Origin of the sequence: Actinoallomurus vinaceus (genome assembly GCF_039542055.1) — a bacterium.
Taxonomy (GTDB): Bacteria; Actinomycetota; Actinomycetes; order Streptosporangiales; family Streptosporangiaceae; genus Actinoallomurus; species Actinoallomurus vinaceus.
The window spans coordinates 155,068-168,885 of sequence record NZ_BAABHK010000012.1; the positions used below are offsets into that span (position 1 = coordinate 155,068).

Annotated in this window: 16 protein-coding genes; 12 read left to right on the forward strand and 4 right to left on the reverse strand. The window is 70.0% G+C overall.

Features of this window, described 5'->3' with window-relative positions:
* Positions 1-85: 85 nt before the first annotated feature.
* Positions 86-820, reverse strand: coding sequence for a hypothetical protein (locus tag ABEA24_RS35270; protein ID WP_345436523.1), 735 nt, complete (start codon positions 818-820; stop codon positions 86-88).
* Positions 821-1,039: 219 nt separating this feature from the next.
* On the opposite strand from ABEA24_RS35270, the gene ABEA24_RS35275 reads away from it, so the two are divergent.
* A complete protein-coding gene (locus ABEA24_RS35275; RefSeq protein ID WP_345436525.1) occupies positions 1,040-1,891 on the forward strand; it encodes an alkaline phosphatase family protein in 852 nt (283 codons plus the stop codon).
* Between the two features lie 85 nt (positions 1,892-1,976).
* On the opposite strand, the gene ABEA24_RS35280 is transcribed toward ABEA24_RS35275, so the two are convergent.
* The gene (locus ABEA24_RS35280) at positions 1,977-2,624 is read right to left on the reverse strand and encodes an HAD family hydrolase (RefSeq protein ID WP_345436527.1); all 648 of its coding nucleotides are present in this window, start codon (positions 2,622-2,624) and stop codon (positions 1,977-1,979) included.
* Between the two features lie 168 nt (positions 2,625-2,792).
* Here ABEA24_RS35280 and ABEA24_RS35285 point away from each other — a divergent pair, with 168 nt between their 5' ends.
* The 5 genes from ABEA24_RS35285 (at position 2,793) to ABEA24_RS35305 (ending at position 6,929) form a co-directional block, all read left to right on the forward strand.
* Complete coding sequence (locus tag ABEA24_RS35285; RefSeq protein ID WP_345436529.1) at positions 2,793-3,665, forward strand: helix-turn-helix domain-containing protein; 873 nt, start codon at positions 2,793-2,795, stop codon at positions 3,663-3,665.
* Positions 3,666-3,772: 107 nt separating this feature from the next.
* Positions 3,773-4,384 (forward strand): FMN-dependent NADH-azoreductase, encoded by a 612-nt coding sequence (locus ABEA24_RS35290; protein WP_345436531.1) that lies wholly within the window; start codon positions 3,773-3,775, stop codon positions 4,382-4,384.
* Between the two features lie 308 nt (positions 4,385-4,692).
* A complete protein-coding gene (locus ABEA24_RS35295; protein WP_345436533.1) occupies positions 4,693-5,310 on the forward strand; it encodes a TetR/AcrR family transcriptional regulator in 618 nt (205 codons plus the stop codon).
* Between the two features lie 22 nt (positions 5,311-5,332).
* A complete protein-coding gene (locus tag ABEA24_RS35300; protein WP_345436535.1) occupies positions 5,333-6,016 on the forward strand; it encodes an alkylmercury lyase family protein in 684 nt (227 codons plus the stop codon).
* Positions 6,017-6,128: 112 nt separating this feature from the next.
* Positions 6,129-6,929: a protein phosphatase 2C domain-containing protein gene (locus ABEA24_RS35305; RefSeq protein WP_345436537.1), complete on the forward strand. Its 801-nt coding sequence runs from the start codon at positions 6,129-6,131 to the stop codon at positions 6,927-6,929.
* Positions 6,930-6,971: 42 nt separating this feature from the next.
* On the opposite strand, the gene ABEA24_RS35310 is transcribed toward ABEA24_RS35305, so the two are convergent.
* A complete protein-coding gene (locus ABEA24_RS35310) occupies positions 6,972-8,432 on the reverse strand; it encodes an MFS transporter (protein WP_345436539.1) in 1,461 nt (486 codons plus the stop codon).
* An 85-nt stretch (positions 8,433-8,517) separates the two neighbouring features.
* Between ABEA24_RS35310 and ABEA24_RS35315 the strand changes: the two genes are divergently transcribed.
* Positions 8,518-8,913, forward strand: coding sequence for a MarR family winged helix-turn-helix transcriptional regulator (locus ABEA24_RS35315; RefSeq protein WP_345436541.1), 396 nt, complete (start codon positions 8,518-8,520; stop codon positions 8,911-8,913).
* 94 nt (positions 8,914-9,007) lie between these two features.
* The gene (locus ABEA24_RS35320; RefSeq protein ID WP_345436543.1) at positions 9,008-9,937 is read left to right on the forward strand and encodes a hypothetical protein; all 930 of its coding nucleotides are present in this window, start codon (positions 9,008-9,010) and stop codon (positions 9,935-9,937) included.
* 242 nt (positions 9,938-10,179) lie between these two features.
* Here ABEA24_RS35320 and ABEA24_RS35325 read toward each other — a convergent pair whose 3' ends face one another.
* Positions 10,180-10,704 (reverse strand): DinB family protein, encoded by a 525-nt coding sequence (locus ABEA24_RS35325; protein WP_345436545.1) that lies wholly within the window; start codon positions 10,702-10,704, stop codon positions 10,180-10,182.
* Positions 10,705-10,802: 98 nt separating this feature from the next.
* Between ABEA24_RS35325 and ABEA24_RS35330 the strand changes: the two genes are divergently transcribed.
* The 4 genes from ABEA24_RS35330 to ABEA24_RS35345 all read left to right on the forward strand — a co-directional run bounded on the left by ABEA24_RS35330 (position 10,803) and on the right by ABEA24_RS35345 (position 13,744).
* Complete coding sequence (locus ABEA24_RS35330; RefSeq protein ID WP_345436547.1) at positions 10,803-11,759, forward strand: GlxA family transcriptional regulator; 957 nt, start codon at positions 10,803-10,805, stop codon at positions 11,757-11,759.
* Positions 11,756-12,355 carry a DJ-1/PfpI family protein gene (locus ABEA24_RS35335; RefSeq protein ID WP_345436549.1) on the forward strand — a complete coding sequence of 200 codons (600 nt, stop codon included), beginning with the start codon at positions 11,756-11,758 and terminating at the stop codon, positions 12,353-12,355. The genes ABEA24_RS35330 and ABEA24_RS35335 overlap by 4 nt, the downstream gene beginning before the upstream one ends.
* A gap of 349 nt (positions 12,356-12,704) precedes the next feature.
* On the forward strand, positions 12,705-13,577 hold the full coding sequence (locus ABEA24_RS35340) for a helix-turn-helix domain-containing protein (protein ID WP_345436551.1): 873 nt from the start codon (positions 12,705-12,707) through the stop codon (positions 13,575-13,577).
* A 20-nt stretch (positions 13,578-13,597) separates the two neighbouring features.
* Positions 13,598-13,744 (forward strand): DUF397 domain-containing protein, encoded by a 147-nt coding sequence (locus ABEA24_RS35345; RefSeq protein ID WP_345436553.1) that lies wholly within the window; start codon positions 13,598-13,600, stop codon positions 13,742-13,744.
* The last annotated feature ends 74 nt before the right edge of the window (positions 13,745-13,818 follow it).

The following is a 13,818-nucleotide window of genomic DNA, read 5'->3' on the forward strand; positions in this document are numbered from 1 at the left end:
GTCCGCTACGGTTCTCTGGCCGGCTTGTCGTACTCATCGTCCCAGGTCGGAGGTGTCCTCGACAGATCAGGTCGGCCGGCGAGGGTCAGTGCGGGGGCGGCATCGGGTGGATGGCGTTGCCGACACCGCACCCGCCCTCGCCCGGCATGCGTTGGATCTTCGGCGGCGACCATACGCTCGTACGGCCCGGAGCCACCTGGGCCAGGGCGCAGTCGAGCGCGTCGTCCAGATACGGCTTGACCCGGAGAGAGACCCCCACCACGCCTTCTTCGGCCTGGACCTCGGTGTGGATCGCCGGATCGAGGTGAAGGGAGGCGACGGCCCCGCGGACCTTCCGCTCGTCGACCGTGCCACCGCGCGGCACGCGCGGAAGGGCCTTCCGTAGTCGCTCGTAAGGGATTTCCACGCTCTTCGGCCACGGCTTGAACGTGAGCGGCCGGCCACGCGGGCAATCGACGTCGCGAGGCTCGTCGCCCCATTCGGTCTTGGGGGAGATCCGCAGTTCGAAGCAGCGGACCACGGTGATCTCCTCAGGTTCCAGCCAGTCCTTCGAGGCGGTGCCGGACACCCGGATGACCACGCCGACCCCGTCGCCCTGCGTGGTCGTCGTGCCGGTCACCCGCATGACGTCGACACCCTCGATGTCGTCCGCGAGGTGGCCCACGTCCTGCGCGGGCCGGACGCTGCCGCTGTAGAGCCGGTTCCCGACGCGCCGGGCCCTGTCCCGTGCGTCGTCGGTCGCCTTGTCCTTCGGGGACGGCATCACACCGCATCCTCCGGCCAGGAGCACGGCCAGCGTGATCAGTACGAGTCGGCGCATACGCACACCATCGCAGTCCGCGACGGGCCCGGCATCCGCACTTGTACTCAGATTCGGAAGTGGCCTACTCGACAGTGCTAAAACATGTTGATCACTGTCCGTAATTCAGGTCCGGTGGACTGTTACCGCCACCTTCACCTCGCGTTACGAACTCATCGCAATTCGTGTGGGACGTTCAAGACGCTCATCCGAATCATCCGTGCGAATGCGGAGGGTATCGTGCGTATTACCAGGATCAGGCGGAACGTGGTCGCGTTCGCCATGGCGGCACTGAGCGCCGCGGGCCTCGCCACGGTAAGGCCCGCAGTGGCCGCGACCGTACCCCGCCCCGACCATGTCGTCATCGTTGTCATGGAGAACCATTCCTACAACGACATCATCGGCAGTTCGTCGGCGCCGTACATCAACAACACTCTCAAGGCCGGCGGCGCCAACTTCACGCAGTCGTTCGCGGTCACCCATCCCAGCCAGCCGAACTACCTGGAACTGTTCTCCGGATCCACGCAGGGCATCACCGACGACTCCTGCCCGCACACGTTCTCCACCGAGAACCTCGGGCACCGGCTGATCGTCGCCGGTGACACCTTCACCGGCTATTCCGAGGATCTTCCCTCGGTCGGCTATACCGGCTGCCAGAAGGGAAAGTACTACCGCAAGCACAACCCATGGGTGAACTTCACGAACGTGCCCTCATCCAGCAACGTCCCGTTCTCGCAGTTCCCCACCGACTACACCAGGCTTCCGGCGGTGTCGTTCGTCATCCCGAACATCTGCAACGACATGCACGACTGCAGCGTCGGCACCGGTGACGGTTGGCTGAGCGCGCATGTCAACGGCTACGCCCAGTGGGCCAAAACCCATAACAGCGTGCTCATTCTCACCTTCGATGAGGACGATCACAGCCAGAACAACCAGATCCCGACGATCTTCTACGGGCAGCACGTGAAAACCGGTGACTTCGCCGAGCGCATCACCCATGACAACGTGCTGCGTACCGTCGAGGACGGCTTCACCCTCGCATGCGTGGCCAACTCCTGTGGCGCCACCCCGATCACCGGCATCTGGTTCTGACGCGCCGACGTCCCGACGGGCGGAGCCCGCACCGGTGATCGGTGCGGGCTCGTTCAGCGATCCGGTGGGCGGCGTCGGTCGGTGATCAGCGGGCGTCGCGGGTGAGGAGGGCGCGGCCGAGTGCGTACGCCTCGGCGAGGTCGTTGCCGCGGTAGCTGAGGGCGGCCAGGTCCGCGAGGTGGTGGTCGGCGTTCACCGCGACCGTCTTGGTCAGCCGGCGGAACAGCGGAGCGTCGGACATCGAGTCGCCGTAGGCGACGCATCGCGAGTGCGCGAGACCGGACCGCTCGCATATGTCCTCGACGATGCCGACCTTGTCATCCGGGGTGAGGACGTTCGCCGGATCCAGCGGTTCCACGAGGGGCAGTGCCGGGAACCGGGAGGCCACCACTTCGTCGAAGCCCAGCTCCAGGAGGTGCCGCGCGAAGAAGTCGGGCGACATGGTGATCACCATGGACCGTTCGCCGCGTTCGCGGATGTCCGCGCAGACCTCGCGGATTCCGGTCAGCCAAGGGCCGGCGGCGAAGGCGTCCGCGACGGCCGACGGCGTCAGGTCCCGCCACAGCCGGTGGATGGCGGCCGAGAAACCCCGGGTGTCGATCTCACCGGCGGCGAACCGTGCCTCCAGTTCGACCAGTTCCGTTGTGGATCCGAGGCGCCGGGCGATCTGCAGGCTGGCCGTCGTTCCCTCGAGCAGTGTTCCGTCCATGTCGAAGACGTGCAGCGATCTCACGGTGCCTCAGTTTGGGCGATCACACCGGGATGACACGAACGAATAATGGCGTTGGAGGCCGGGGACGCTCGACCGGCCGGCCGGCCACGGTGGGTTTGGGAAGCACGATGATTGAGCCTTCAAGTATTCTGCCCATTCGGGCCGGTGGGGGAAAGGTGGTCGGTGATCATGACGGTCGCCAACGGACACGTCATCAAGGAGGTCGGCTACCGGCGTACGACCGGGCCGCCCGCTCTCGGCGTCGAGGCCGTGACGTCCCGCGACGTCCGTGCCCGTCTCGTCTGCGACGTGGACGACGTCCGCCCGCGCCGGATCGATTTTCACCAGCTCGTCCTCGTGACCGAGGGGAAGGACGAGCACGAGGTCGACTTCGTCTCCCATCCCTGCGCTCCGGGCACACTGCTGTGGATCCGGCCGGGACAGGTGCAGCGCACCGTCCTGTCACCCGCCCTGGAGGCCTGGTTCATCTGGTTCACTCCGGACTTCCCGCCCCCGCTCCCGGCCGCCGACGGCCTGCTGCGGGACCCCTTCTCGCCGGTGCGGTACGAACTGGACGAGGCCGCGATGCGGCGTCTGCTGCCGATCGTCGAACGGCTCGGCGAGGAGTCGGCCGGGCCGGAGACCGATCCGGAGCTGCTGCGGCATCTGCTGGCCACGCTCATCCTGTACGTCCGCCGGCTGCCGGCGGCCTCGGACACTCGATCGTCCGAAGAGGGCGGGGAGATCTTCCGGAGCTTCCTCTGTGAGCTGGAACGTTCCTTCGCGACGACGCGGCGGGTCGAGGACTATGCCGACCGGCTCGGCTACACCCCGAAGACCCTGACCCGCGCCAGCCTGGCCGCTACGGGCCGCTCGGCGAAGCATGTCATCGACGCCCGGGTGGTGCTCGAGGCCAAGCGGCTGCTGGCGCACACGGACCAGACGGTCGTCGCCATCGCGAGCGGTCTCGGGTTCGCCGAGCCGACCAACTTCAGCAAGTTCTTCATCCGGAACGTGGGGGTCACGCCCCTGCGGTTCCGGGAGACCGCCCTCGCGCCGTAGCTGCGAAGAGTCCGTTTTCGACCGTCTTCTGTCCAGGGCCCACCTCGCTACCAGCGCGGACACCGGCGAAAGTTGAAGCGTCAATCAACTTTTGGCGAAAGGCGATCATGTCTACCCTGCTGCACATCGACGCGTCCCTGTGGCCCGGAGACGTCTCCGCGTCCCGCTCGGTCACCGCGACGTTCCGCCGGGAGTGGGAGGCGCAGCATCCGGGCGGCACGGTGATCTACCGCGACCTGGCGGCCGAGCCGCTGCCCCACATCGACGCCCGCGCGTACACCGCCGGCGCAGGCGACCCGCTGCGCGACGCCCTCGCGGCCGAACTCGAACGGGCGGACGCCATCGTGCTGGGCGCGCCGATGTACAACTACACCGTCCCGTCGACGCTCAAGGCCTGGCTCGACCACGTCATCATCCACGGCCGCACGGCGGGGGAGCGGCCGTCCGCGGCGGGGACGCCCACCGTGGTCGTGGCCAGCCGGGGTGGCGGGTACGGGCCGGGCACGCCGCGTGAGTCCTTCGAGTTCGTCACGACCTATCTCGAGAAGGTCCTCACCGACACGCTCGGTCTCGACGTGGAGTTCATCGTTCCGGAGCTCACGCTGGCTCCGCACGTTCCCGCCATGGCCGGCCTGATCGACATGTCCCATGCTTCACGCCGCAAGGCCCACGAGGACGCCGCCGCGCGGGCCAAGAGCCTCGCCGCGAAGGCCGCCTGACCCGGCGACCGGCCACCGTACCCGTCACGGCTCCGCCTTCGTCCCCGGCGGAGCCGTGACGCGGCGACGCCCCCGGATGCTCGGCGACGCGATCGACGCCTGGCGTGAGCGGCGCCCGGCGCCGCCCGGCGTGAGCGGCGCCCGGCGACGCCCGGCGCGAGCAGCGTCCGGCGGCGTCTGGTGCGAGCGGCGGTCGTGCCGGCCCGTGGTGCAGGGGCTCGGTCGGCTCGCGCCGGAGAGCCAGACCGAGCCCTGCGTCCGACCAGGCATCTTGGCGTCGTACGATACCGCTCTGTATCGTATGGGCCGTGACCGGAACGAAGGACGCCCGGGCCCGGCTGCTGCGAGCGGCCGAGGCGATGTTCTACGAGCAGGGCATCGGCAACACCGGCATCGACGCGCTCACCGCGCGGGCCGGCGTCGGCAAGATGTCGCTCTACCGGCATTTCGCGGGCAAGGACGAGCTCGTCGCGGAGACGCTGCGTCAGCGCGACGAGCGGCACCGAGCCTGGCTCCTGCCCGATGAGCCCGGTGATCCGCGGGACCGCCTGCTCGGGGTCTTCGACCGCATCGCCGACGCGATCGAGGGAAGCGGCGGCACCTTCCGTGGGTGCCCGTTCGTCAAGGCCGTCAGCGAGCTGGAGGACGCCGGTCACCCGGCATGGCCGGTGGCACGTGAGCACAAGGCCCGCCTGACCTCCGCGCTTGTCCGGCTGGCGGCCGAGGCGGGCGCGGCGGACGCCGGCAGGCTGGCCGGCGACCTGCTCGTACTCATCGACGGAGCGGCGGTCCAGGGCGTCATCCGGCAGGATGCCGCACCGGTCCGAGCGGCCCGGCGAATGGCGGCACTGGTGATCGACGACGCGATGGAGGCCGGGCGACGCGTTGGGACCCGGGTGAACGACGACGCGATGGAGGTCGAGTGAACAACGACGCGTGGGGTGTCGAGTGAACGACGAACGGCGGCTGGAAGGCCTGCGCACGGCGGTCTACGCCACCCTCGCCGAGGAGGGGCGCGCGCCGTCGGCGGGCGAGCTCGCGGTCAGGTGGGGTCGCTCACCGGAGGAGACGGTGTGGGGCCTCCGTGAACTGGCCGTCCGCCACACCATCGTGCTGGGAGCGGCGGACGACGTGATCCGGATGGCCCATCCGTTCTCCGCCTCCCCGATGGGATTCGTGGTGTCACCGCTGGACGGCCGCGACGACCGCAACTGGTGGGGTGGCTGCGCGTGGGACTCCTTCGGGATCAGCGCCGCGCTCGGGGTGGACGTCCTGATCGACACCGCATGCCCGGAGTGCGGCCGGCGTCATCGCGTCACCTCCGGACCCGAACGGCCACCGACGCCGGAGCTGACCGTGCACTTCCCGCTGCCCGCCGCACGGTGGTGGGACGACGTCGTCTTCACCTGTTCCAATATCAGGATGTTCTGCTCACCGGACCATCTGGCCGCCTGGGCGTCGCGTACGGGACGGGTCGTGGGCCGGGCCGTCGGCGCGGCCACCGTCTGGGAGCTGTCCCGGCCCTGGTACGGCGACCGGCTCGCCCCCGGCTTCCGGCCGCACACCACGGAGCACAACCAGCGGCTGCTCACCGAGGTCGGCCTGGCCGGAGACTTCTGGCGGCTGCCCTGACCGGGCCGATTTGCCGGACGGCGCCCACATCGGCCTGAGGCCGGAACGCCTCCCCGCCAGGATCGGTGGGGGCGGGGTCCCGCGAGGCGCGGGGGCACGGGACGATCGGATCGTGCAGATCACCTATGCGACCCAGGCCGCTCCGGGCGGCGTCAACGAGGACTGCGTGGTCGCCGGCCCGGACTGGGCGATCGTGCTGGACGGGGCGACGGCGCCGGTCGGTGTCGACAGCGGATGCGTCCATGACGTCGCGTGGCTGGTGCGCCGGCTCGCGGGGGCGCTGAGCGCCCGTCTGGCGGACGGCGCCGACGGGTCGCTCGCGGACATCGTGGCGGAGTCGATCGGGCAGGTGTGCGCCTCGCACGCCGGAACGTGTGATCTGTCCAATCCGGACAGCCCGTCGTCGACGCTCGCGGTGATGCGCCGGCGCGACGGCGTGGTCGAGTGCCTCCTCCTGGCCGACTCGCCGATCGCGGTGCGCCGTCGCGACGGGTCGCTCCACGTGGTGGAGGACGACCGCGTCGCGCACCTGCCGGGCGGACGTCCGTACACGCTGGAGAAGGTACGGACGCACCGGAACCGGCCGGGCGGGTTCTGGGTCGCGAGCAGTGTGCCGGAGGCCGCCCACCAAGCGGTGACGGCGGCCTTCCCAGAGACGGAGGTCGAGGAGGTCGTCATGTGTACCGATGGGGTCACCCGGCTGATCGACCACTATGGCTACGACTGGCCGGGACTGTTCGACTCCCTGCGGACCGCCGGCCCGGCCCACGTCATCGACCTGGTACGGCGGGCGGAGCGGGAGCAGCCGATACCGGGCGCGAAACCCCACGATGACGCCACGGCGCTGCTCGCGACCCGCAGGGGAGGCGGCCCCTCGCTGGAGGCCGGGCGTACCGCCTCCCGCAACGACTGATCACCCGGGGACTGCTCCCCGGGTGATCGAGTCGAGGGCGGGTCAGTCCAGCGCGTCCTGCCGCGCGGCGCGGCGGACCAGCAGCGGGGCCAGCGTGATGACCAGTCCGCCGAGGGCCACGGCCGTGACGAAGATCAGGCCGGGCCGGTAGTCGGCGAGCACCGCCGCCGGCGAGCGGACCGCCGACCGCGCGTCATCGCTGGAGATGATGGCGGTGGTGATGGCCAGGACCAGGGCGGCGCCGACCTGGCCGGCGGTCTGCACGAGCCCGGCGGCCAGACCCTGCTCGTCGTTCTCGACGCCCGCGGTGGCCTGCACGTTGATGGACGGGAAGCCGAGGGCGAAGCCGACGCCGAGCAGCAGCGCCGTCGGCAGGATGGCGAGGACGTACACCGGGTGCGTGTCGACCCGCAGGAACAGCAGGTAGCCGACCGTCATCGCGATCATTCCGCCGACGATGAACCGGGCCGTGCCGAACCGGTCGATCATCGTCCCGGCGAACGGAGCGCTGAGCGCCACCAGGAGCCCGGTGGGCAGCAGGGCCAGGGCCATGGTGATCGGCTTCCAGCCGAGGACGGACTGCAGGTAGAGCGTGACGATGAACTGGAACGCGGTGTAGGAGCCGAACAGCGCGACGATCGCGAGGTTGGCGCGGACGAGCGTGCCCTTGCGCAGGATGCCGAGCCGGATCAGCGGGTGCCGGACGCGGCGCTCGACGAGGACGAAGGCGGCGAGGAGCAGGACGACGACGCCGAAGAGCGCGAGCGTCACCGGGGCGGTCCAGCCGCGGTTCGGCGCGGACACCAGGTCGTACACCAGGAGCAGCATGGCCGCCGTGGAGGTGAGCGCCCCGAGGATGTCGTGGCCGCCCTCGGACGCCGCCCGGTCGCGGGGGATCAGGGAGAGGCCGGCGACCAGCGCGATGATCGCGACCGGAACGGGCATCAGGAAGGTCCAGCGCCAGCCGATCCCGGTCATGAGGCCGCCGAAGATCAGGCCGGAGGAGTAGCCGCTGGCTCCGAACACGGTGTAGATCGACAAGGCCTTGTTGCGCGCCTTGCCCTCCGCGAACGTCGTCGTGATGATCGACAGCCCGGTGGGCGCGGTGAACGCGGCGCTGACACCCTTGATGAAACGGGTGGCGATCAGGAGCGGGCCGGAGTCGACCATGCCGCCGAGCAGGGAGGCGACGGCGAAGACCGCGAGCGCGATGAGGAAGACCCGCCGACGGCCGAGCAGGTCGGCGGTGCGGCCGCCGAGCAGCAGCAGTCCGCCGTAGCCCAGGACGTATCCGCTGACGATCCACTGGAGGCTCGACGTGGACAGGCTCAGAGCCGAGCCGATGGACGGAAGCGCGACGCCGACCATCGACACGTCGAGTCCGTCGAGGAAGAGGACCAGGGAGAGAACGGCGAGGATGCCCCAGAGCCGGGCGGACCACCGGTGCTGATCGGCCGGGGCGCCGGGGAGGGTGCGTGAGTCTGGGAGTGCTGTCGTGGTCACCGGACAGAAGTTACATGCATATGCATCAGATGTCCAAGCAATAAATGCGTTTGCATTTAATGTGCGAGCATGGTAGGGTCCGGCCATGACGGAGACGGGTGAAACCGAGCTCGTGCGGCGCTGGCGTGACCTCCTGGCCAGCTACAGCACGGTCTCGTGTGCTCTCGATCGCACCCTGCAGGAGGCTCACGGCATCGGGATGAGCGAGTTCGAGGTGCTCGACCGTCTGGTCGACGCCTCGTGCGAGAAGTCCCGGATGCACGACCTCGCCGGTGCGATGTACCTCAGCCAGAGCGCGCTCTCGCGTACGGTGGCCCGCCTGGAGCGCGACGGCCTGGTCGAGCGCAGCATGTGCGCCGACGACCGGCGCGCCATCTTCGTGAAGCTCACCGCCGTCGGGCGGGAGCGGCACGAGCGGGCGCGCAAGACGCAACGCGGCGTCCTCGCCGAGCATTTCACGGCCACGCCCGCCGCGGTCTGACCGCCACGGGCTATCCTCGGCGGAGACCGTCCTCCACCCCGCGCCGCGTCCTAGGGGGTGTCCCCCTAGCCGCCAGGGCGACGGCAGGAGAGCCGTGCACCCCCCATCCGGTCGGCCCTCGGCCTCACCGTACCCGCGGATCACCGCGCCCGGGCGCGAGCTACGAGCCCTCGGGTTCGGCGACGACCCGATCGCCCGGCCCCTGACCTACCCTGGGCGCCTGCCGTCCGGATCGGGCCTCCTCGTCGACGGATGCTTCCTCGGCCTGCACGCGGACCACCTCTGTCCTTCGTCCGGCGGCTCCGCCGCACGGACCGGTGCGCCGCCCGGCCGCTGGATCCTCGACACCTCCGCAGTGCCGCCCCAAATCTTCGGCGGACCGGAGGTCCCGCTCGACGACGCCCTGCGATCCTGCGGCGGGCCCCTCATGGCCGACCGCCGGCCGGTGCTGGCCGTCGGGTCGAACGCCTCGCCCGCCCAGATCGTCCGCAAGCTCGCGGGGCGGACCCGTGTGGTCGTCCCGATGACGTACGCGCGGGTGGACGGGCTGGTCGCCGGTGCCTCCGCGCACGTGAGCAGGCCGGGATACGTCCCGGCGGTCCCGGTCCTGGAACCGGGCGCGAGCACGGAGCTGGTGGTCCTGTGGCTCGACGACGAGCAGCTCGCCGCCGTCGACGCCACCGAGCCGAACTACCACCGGACGCGGCTGCCCGCGTCGGCGGCGGTCTCCCTCCCCGGCCTGGGCCGCCTGCGCGCCTGTGACCTGTACGCCGGGCGGCACGGCTGCCTCATCGACCAGGGCGGCGCCCCGATCCGCCCGGCCGGTCAGCCGGAGCTCCTGGCCCGGCTCCTCGCGACGTCCCCCGGCCTGTCCCCGCTGACCGGCGCCCGGACCCCGGAGGAGTTCGTCGCCCGGACCCGCTCCGCGTCAGAGCTGCGCGACGCGATCCGGCGCCTCTGGCGGCGCGAGCGACGCGTGCTCGCCCAGCCGGAGCTGCCCGCCGGTCCGACGGCCACCCCTTGATCACTCGGGCAGAACCCTTGCCCTTTCGCGTAGAGCCCCCCGCCGGACCGATGGCCGCCCTGGCCCCGCCGGAGCTCCGTACGGGTCGGTGGCCGCGCTCTGATCCCTCGCCGGGCCGGGACTCCGTACGGGCCGGTGGCCGCGCTCTGAATCCTTTGCCCGGCCGGAGCTCCGTACGGGCCGATGCGCTCTGGTCCCTCGCCGGGCGGGGACTCCGTACCGGACCGATCGCCGCGGCCTGATCACTCGCCGACGGCGCCGTCGATCAGCTCCCGGACGACGTCCAGCTGCCCGACGTGTCGCGCGTACTCCTGCAGCAGGTGGAACAGGATCCGGCTCAGCGTCGGACGGACCGCCGGCGGCGTGAACCGGCCACCGGCGGCGGCCACATCCGTCAGCCGCGCCCCCGCGACGATCTCCCGGGAACGCCGGCACTGCGTCATGAAGAAGGCCGTGACGTCCTCGACGGTCTCGTCGTCGGCGACGTGCCATCGGCCGTCCGGCCCGTCGTCGCCCCAGGGGTCCGTGACCGGCTCTCCGGCGAACCCCCAGCACAGCCAGCGCCGCTCGACATGGGCCAGGTGCTTGAGGAGCTCTAGGGGCGTCCATCCGCTCGGCAGCACGCTTGTGCGCAGCTGCCGTTCGGACAGGCCTTCGAGCTTGCGCAGGACGGCGTCCCGGTAGAAGTCGAGGTACGCGGCGAGGAGATCGGCCGGGTCGCTCATCGTCTGCGGCGGCTCGGGCGCGGGGTCTCTGGCGGCGATCACCGTTCCGACGCTAGCGGCTCCCGGGTGCCCAGGACATGGCGCGATCCGTGGGGTGGCCGTCGTTGACGCCATCCTTCCGGACGGACGAGGCTGGGGACATGGACGCGCCCCAGGTCACCTTCGTCGTCTTCGACGGATTCCAGCCGCTCGACCTCGTCGGGCCGCACGAGGTCTTCGGCCACGCCGGATACCGGTGCCGGATCGTCGCGCCGCGGGCCGGGCTCGTACGCTCGCGGAGCGCCCTTCCGGTCCACGCCGAGTACGGCGTGGGCGACGTCGACCCCGCCGGCGTCGACACGCTCGTGGTGGTGGGCGGAGCGGGCGTCGACGAGGCCCGGCGGGACCGGGCGCTGGTCGAGTGGGTGGCCGCCGCCGGAGCGGGCGCCCGGCGCGTCGCGTCCGTCTGCAGCGGCGTCCTCCTGCTGGCCGCGGCGGGCCTCCTGGCCGGCCGCCGCGTGACCACCCACTGGAGACGCCGCGACCAGCTGACCGCCGAGCATCCGGAGCTGACCGTCGACTGCGATCCGATCTTCATCCGCGACGGAAGGTTCTGGACGTCCGCGGGGGTGACCGCCGGCATGGACCTGGCGCTCGCCCTGGTCGAGGAGGATTTCGGCCGCGACCGGGCCCACGCCGTCGCCCAGGAGCTGGTGATGTTCCTGCGCAGGCCCGGAAGCCAGTCCCAGTTCAGCGTTCCGCTGTGGTCCGCCCAGCCGTCGAGCGACCCGATCCGCCTCGCGGTGGACGCCGTGCACGCGGCCCCGGGGGACCGCCACGGCGTCGAGGAGCTGGCCGCCAGGGCCGGTCTGAGCCCCCGTCACCTGCAACGCAGATTCACGGCCGAGCTCGGCGTGCCCCCGGCGGCGTACGTCGAGCGCGTGCGCGTCGAGGCGGCGCGCCGCGCGCTGGCCGAGGGCGACGACCCCGTCGACGCGATCGCCCGGCGGTACGGCTTCGGCACCGCCGAGACGCTGCGCCGGGCGTTCCACCGGCACGTCGGCGTTCCCCCGTCCGACTACCGGGACCGTTTTCGATCAACTAAGGAGTACGCGTGACGACCTATGGACTACTGCTCTTCGACGGCGCGGAGGAGCTGGACTTCGTCGGCCCGTGGGAGGTCTTCACCGCCTCCTCCATGCTGCGGGACCGCGCCGACACCGTGGTGACCATCGCCGAGAAGCCCGGTCCGGTGCGCTGCAACAAGGGGCTCCGGGTCCTGACCGACCATGTCTTCGGCGACCACCCGCGCCTCGACGTCGTGCTGGCGCCGGGCGGCCGGGGAACTCGGCGCGAGGTGTCCAATCCGGTCCTCATCGACTGGCTCAGGAAGGCCGACGCCGCCTGGATCACCAGCGTGTGCACGGGCGCGCTGCTCCTCCACGAGGCGGGCCACGCCCGGGGCCGGCGGGTGGCGACCCATCATGAGTTCGAGGACACGCTGGAAGCGCGCGGCGACATCACCGTCGTACGCGACGCGCGCTACGTCGTCGATGGGAATCTCGTCACGAGCCAGGGGGTGTCCGCCGGCATCGACATGGCGCTGTGGCTCGTCGGGCGCCTGCATGGCAGGGATCACGCCCGGGCCGTGCGCAGGTACATCCAGTACGAGCCGGCCCCGCCCTACCTCGCCGACGAGCCGCTCGGCGCCTGAGCACCGTCCCGCGAGTCCTCTGGGCGGCCTCGCCGGACCCTCGCCCCGCCACCACGAGATATGCGGTGGCGGGGCGTGGCGATCATGTGGTCGTTGTCACAAGATGGGAAGGGCGGCGGCCCAGGTGATTGCCGTGCTGCTATGCATGCGGGTAGTGCGTGCGAGGTCGTCTCCGCGGTTCGTAACCGACTCGCCGTACATCGCCTACTAAGGTATATTGCGTCGCAAGTTTCACTAAAGGTTGCGACGGCGATTTCTTGACACCATTACGGCTGACCTCTATAACGGTTATGCCAAAGTAGTAACGCACGGCCGAGGGAGTCTCGTCGGTCGGCTGGGGAGGACAAAGGTGCCCGGGCCCAGTAGTGGCACGGTTCGTAATCGTAGACTGGCCACCGAGCTGCGCCGCCTCCGTGAGAGAGCCGAACTGACCGGAGATGACGTCGCCGAGCGTCTCGGCTGGTCGGCCTCGAAGGTCAGCCGGATCGAAAACGCCCGTCAAGCCCCCCGTCTGGGAGACGTGAGGAGCTTGCTGGAACTCTATGGTGTCGACGGCACATACCGCGAGCAGCTTCTCCAGCTCGCCAGAGATGCCGTGCGCAAGGGATGGTGGGAGGCCTACTCCGACGCCCTTCCCGAGCCGTACGCCTCCTATATCGGCCTGGAGATGGAGGCGGAGGAGATCCGCCAATGGGAGACGCAGGTCGTTCCCGGCCTCCTGCAGACGGAGGCCTATGCCTCGGCGGTCGAGCAGTGGCTCCATTCGATCGAAATGGTCCCGCCGAGCCGGGTGGAGGCCCGCGTGGAGACGCGGCTGGCGCGCCAGTCCGTACTCACCCGCGAGGCGCCGCTGCGGCTGTCCATCGTCTTGGACGAGGCCACCCTGCTCCGGCGTTACGCGAGCACGGACGTCATGCGCGAGCAGCTCGAACATCTCCTGGAATTGGCCGAATTGCCCAACGTCACCCTCCAGGTCCTTCGACTTGACGGACCCCATCCGATCGCGACGGGGTCCTTCACGCTTCTGCAGTTCCCGCAGGTCGGTGGCATCAAGTTCCACGATGTCACGTACATAGAGCACCTGAACGGCTGCTCGTATGTCGAAGAAGAGACCGAAACCTACCGGCACAGGCTCAGTTTCGAACGACTCAGTGCAGAGGCGCTCGACCCGGCGGAATCCATGGAACTGATCTCCAGGACGGCCCGGGATGCGTGGGGATAAGTTGGCGAAAGGAGGTGAGAATGATGGGAAAGATAGTTGAGCATCCCGGCGCCATTTGGCGCAAAGCGTCTCGAAGCATGGCCAATGGCGCATGCGTTGAGGTGGCTTCGATGCCGTTGATCGCGCCGCAGGACGGCAATTCGACGGCGTCGGCGGATAAGCATTGATAATTGAATAATTTTGAACAATCAGATCGCTCGCAATAGGCATATTGTGGGCGATTGTGCGTGAAATAGCGGTC

Coding starts and splice junctions, on each gene's coding strand:
- ABEA24_RS35270 (WP_345436523.1), bottom strand. CDS start 820: ATGCGCCGACTCGTACTGATCACGCTGGCCGTGCTCCTGGCCGGAGGA.
- ABEA24_RS35285 (WP_345436529.1), top strand. CDS start 2,793: ATGACGGTCGCCAACGGACACGTCATCAAGGAGGTCGGCTACCGGCGT.
- ABEA24_RS35290 (WP_345436531.1), top strand. CDS start 3,773: ATGTCTACCCTGCTGCACATCGACGCGTCCCTGTGGCCCGGAGACGTC.
- ABEA24_RS35315 (WP_345436541.1), top strand. CDS start 8,518: ATGACGGAGACGGGTGAAACCGAGCTCGTGCGGCGCTGGCGTGACCTC.
- ABEA24_RS35330 (WP_345436547.1), top strand. CDS start 10,803: ATGGACGCGCCCCAGGTCACCTTCGTCGTCTTCGACGGATTCCAGCCG.
- ABEA24_RS35345 (WP_345436553.1), top strand. CDS start 13,598: ATGATGGGAAAGATAGTTGAGCATCCCGGCGCCATTTGGCGCAAAGCG.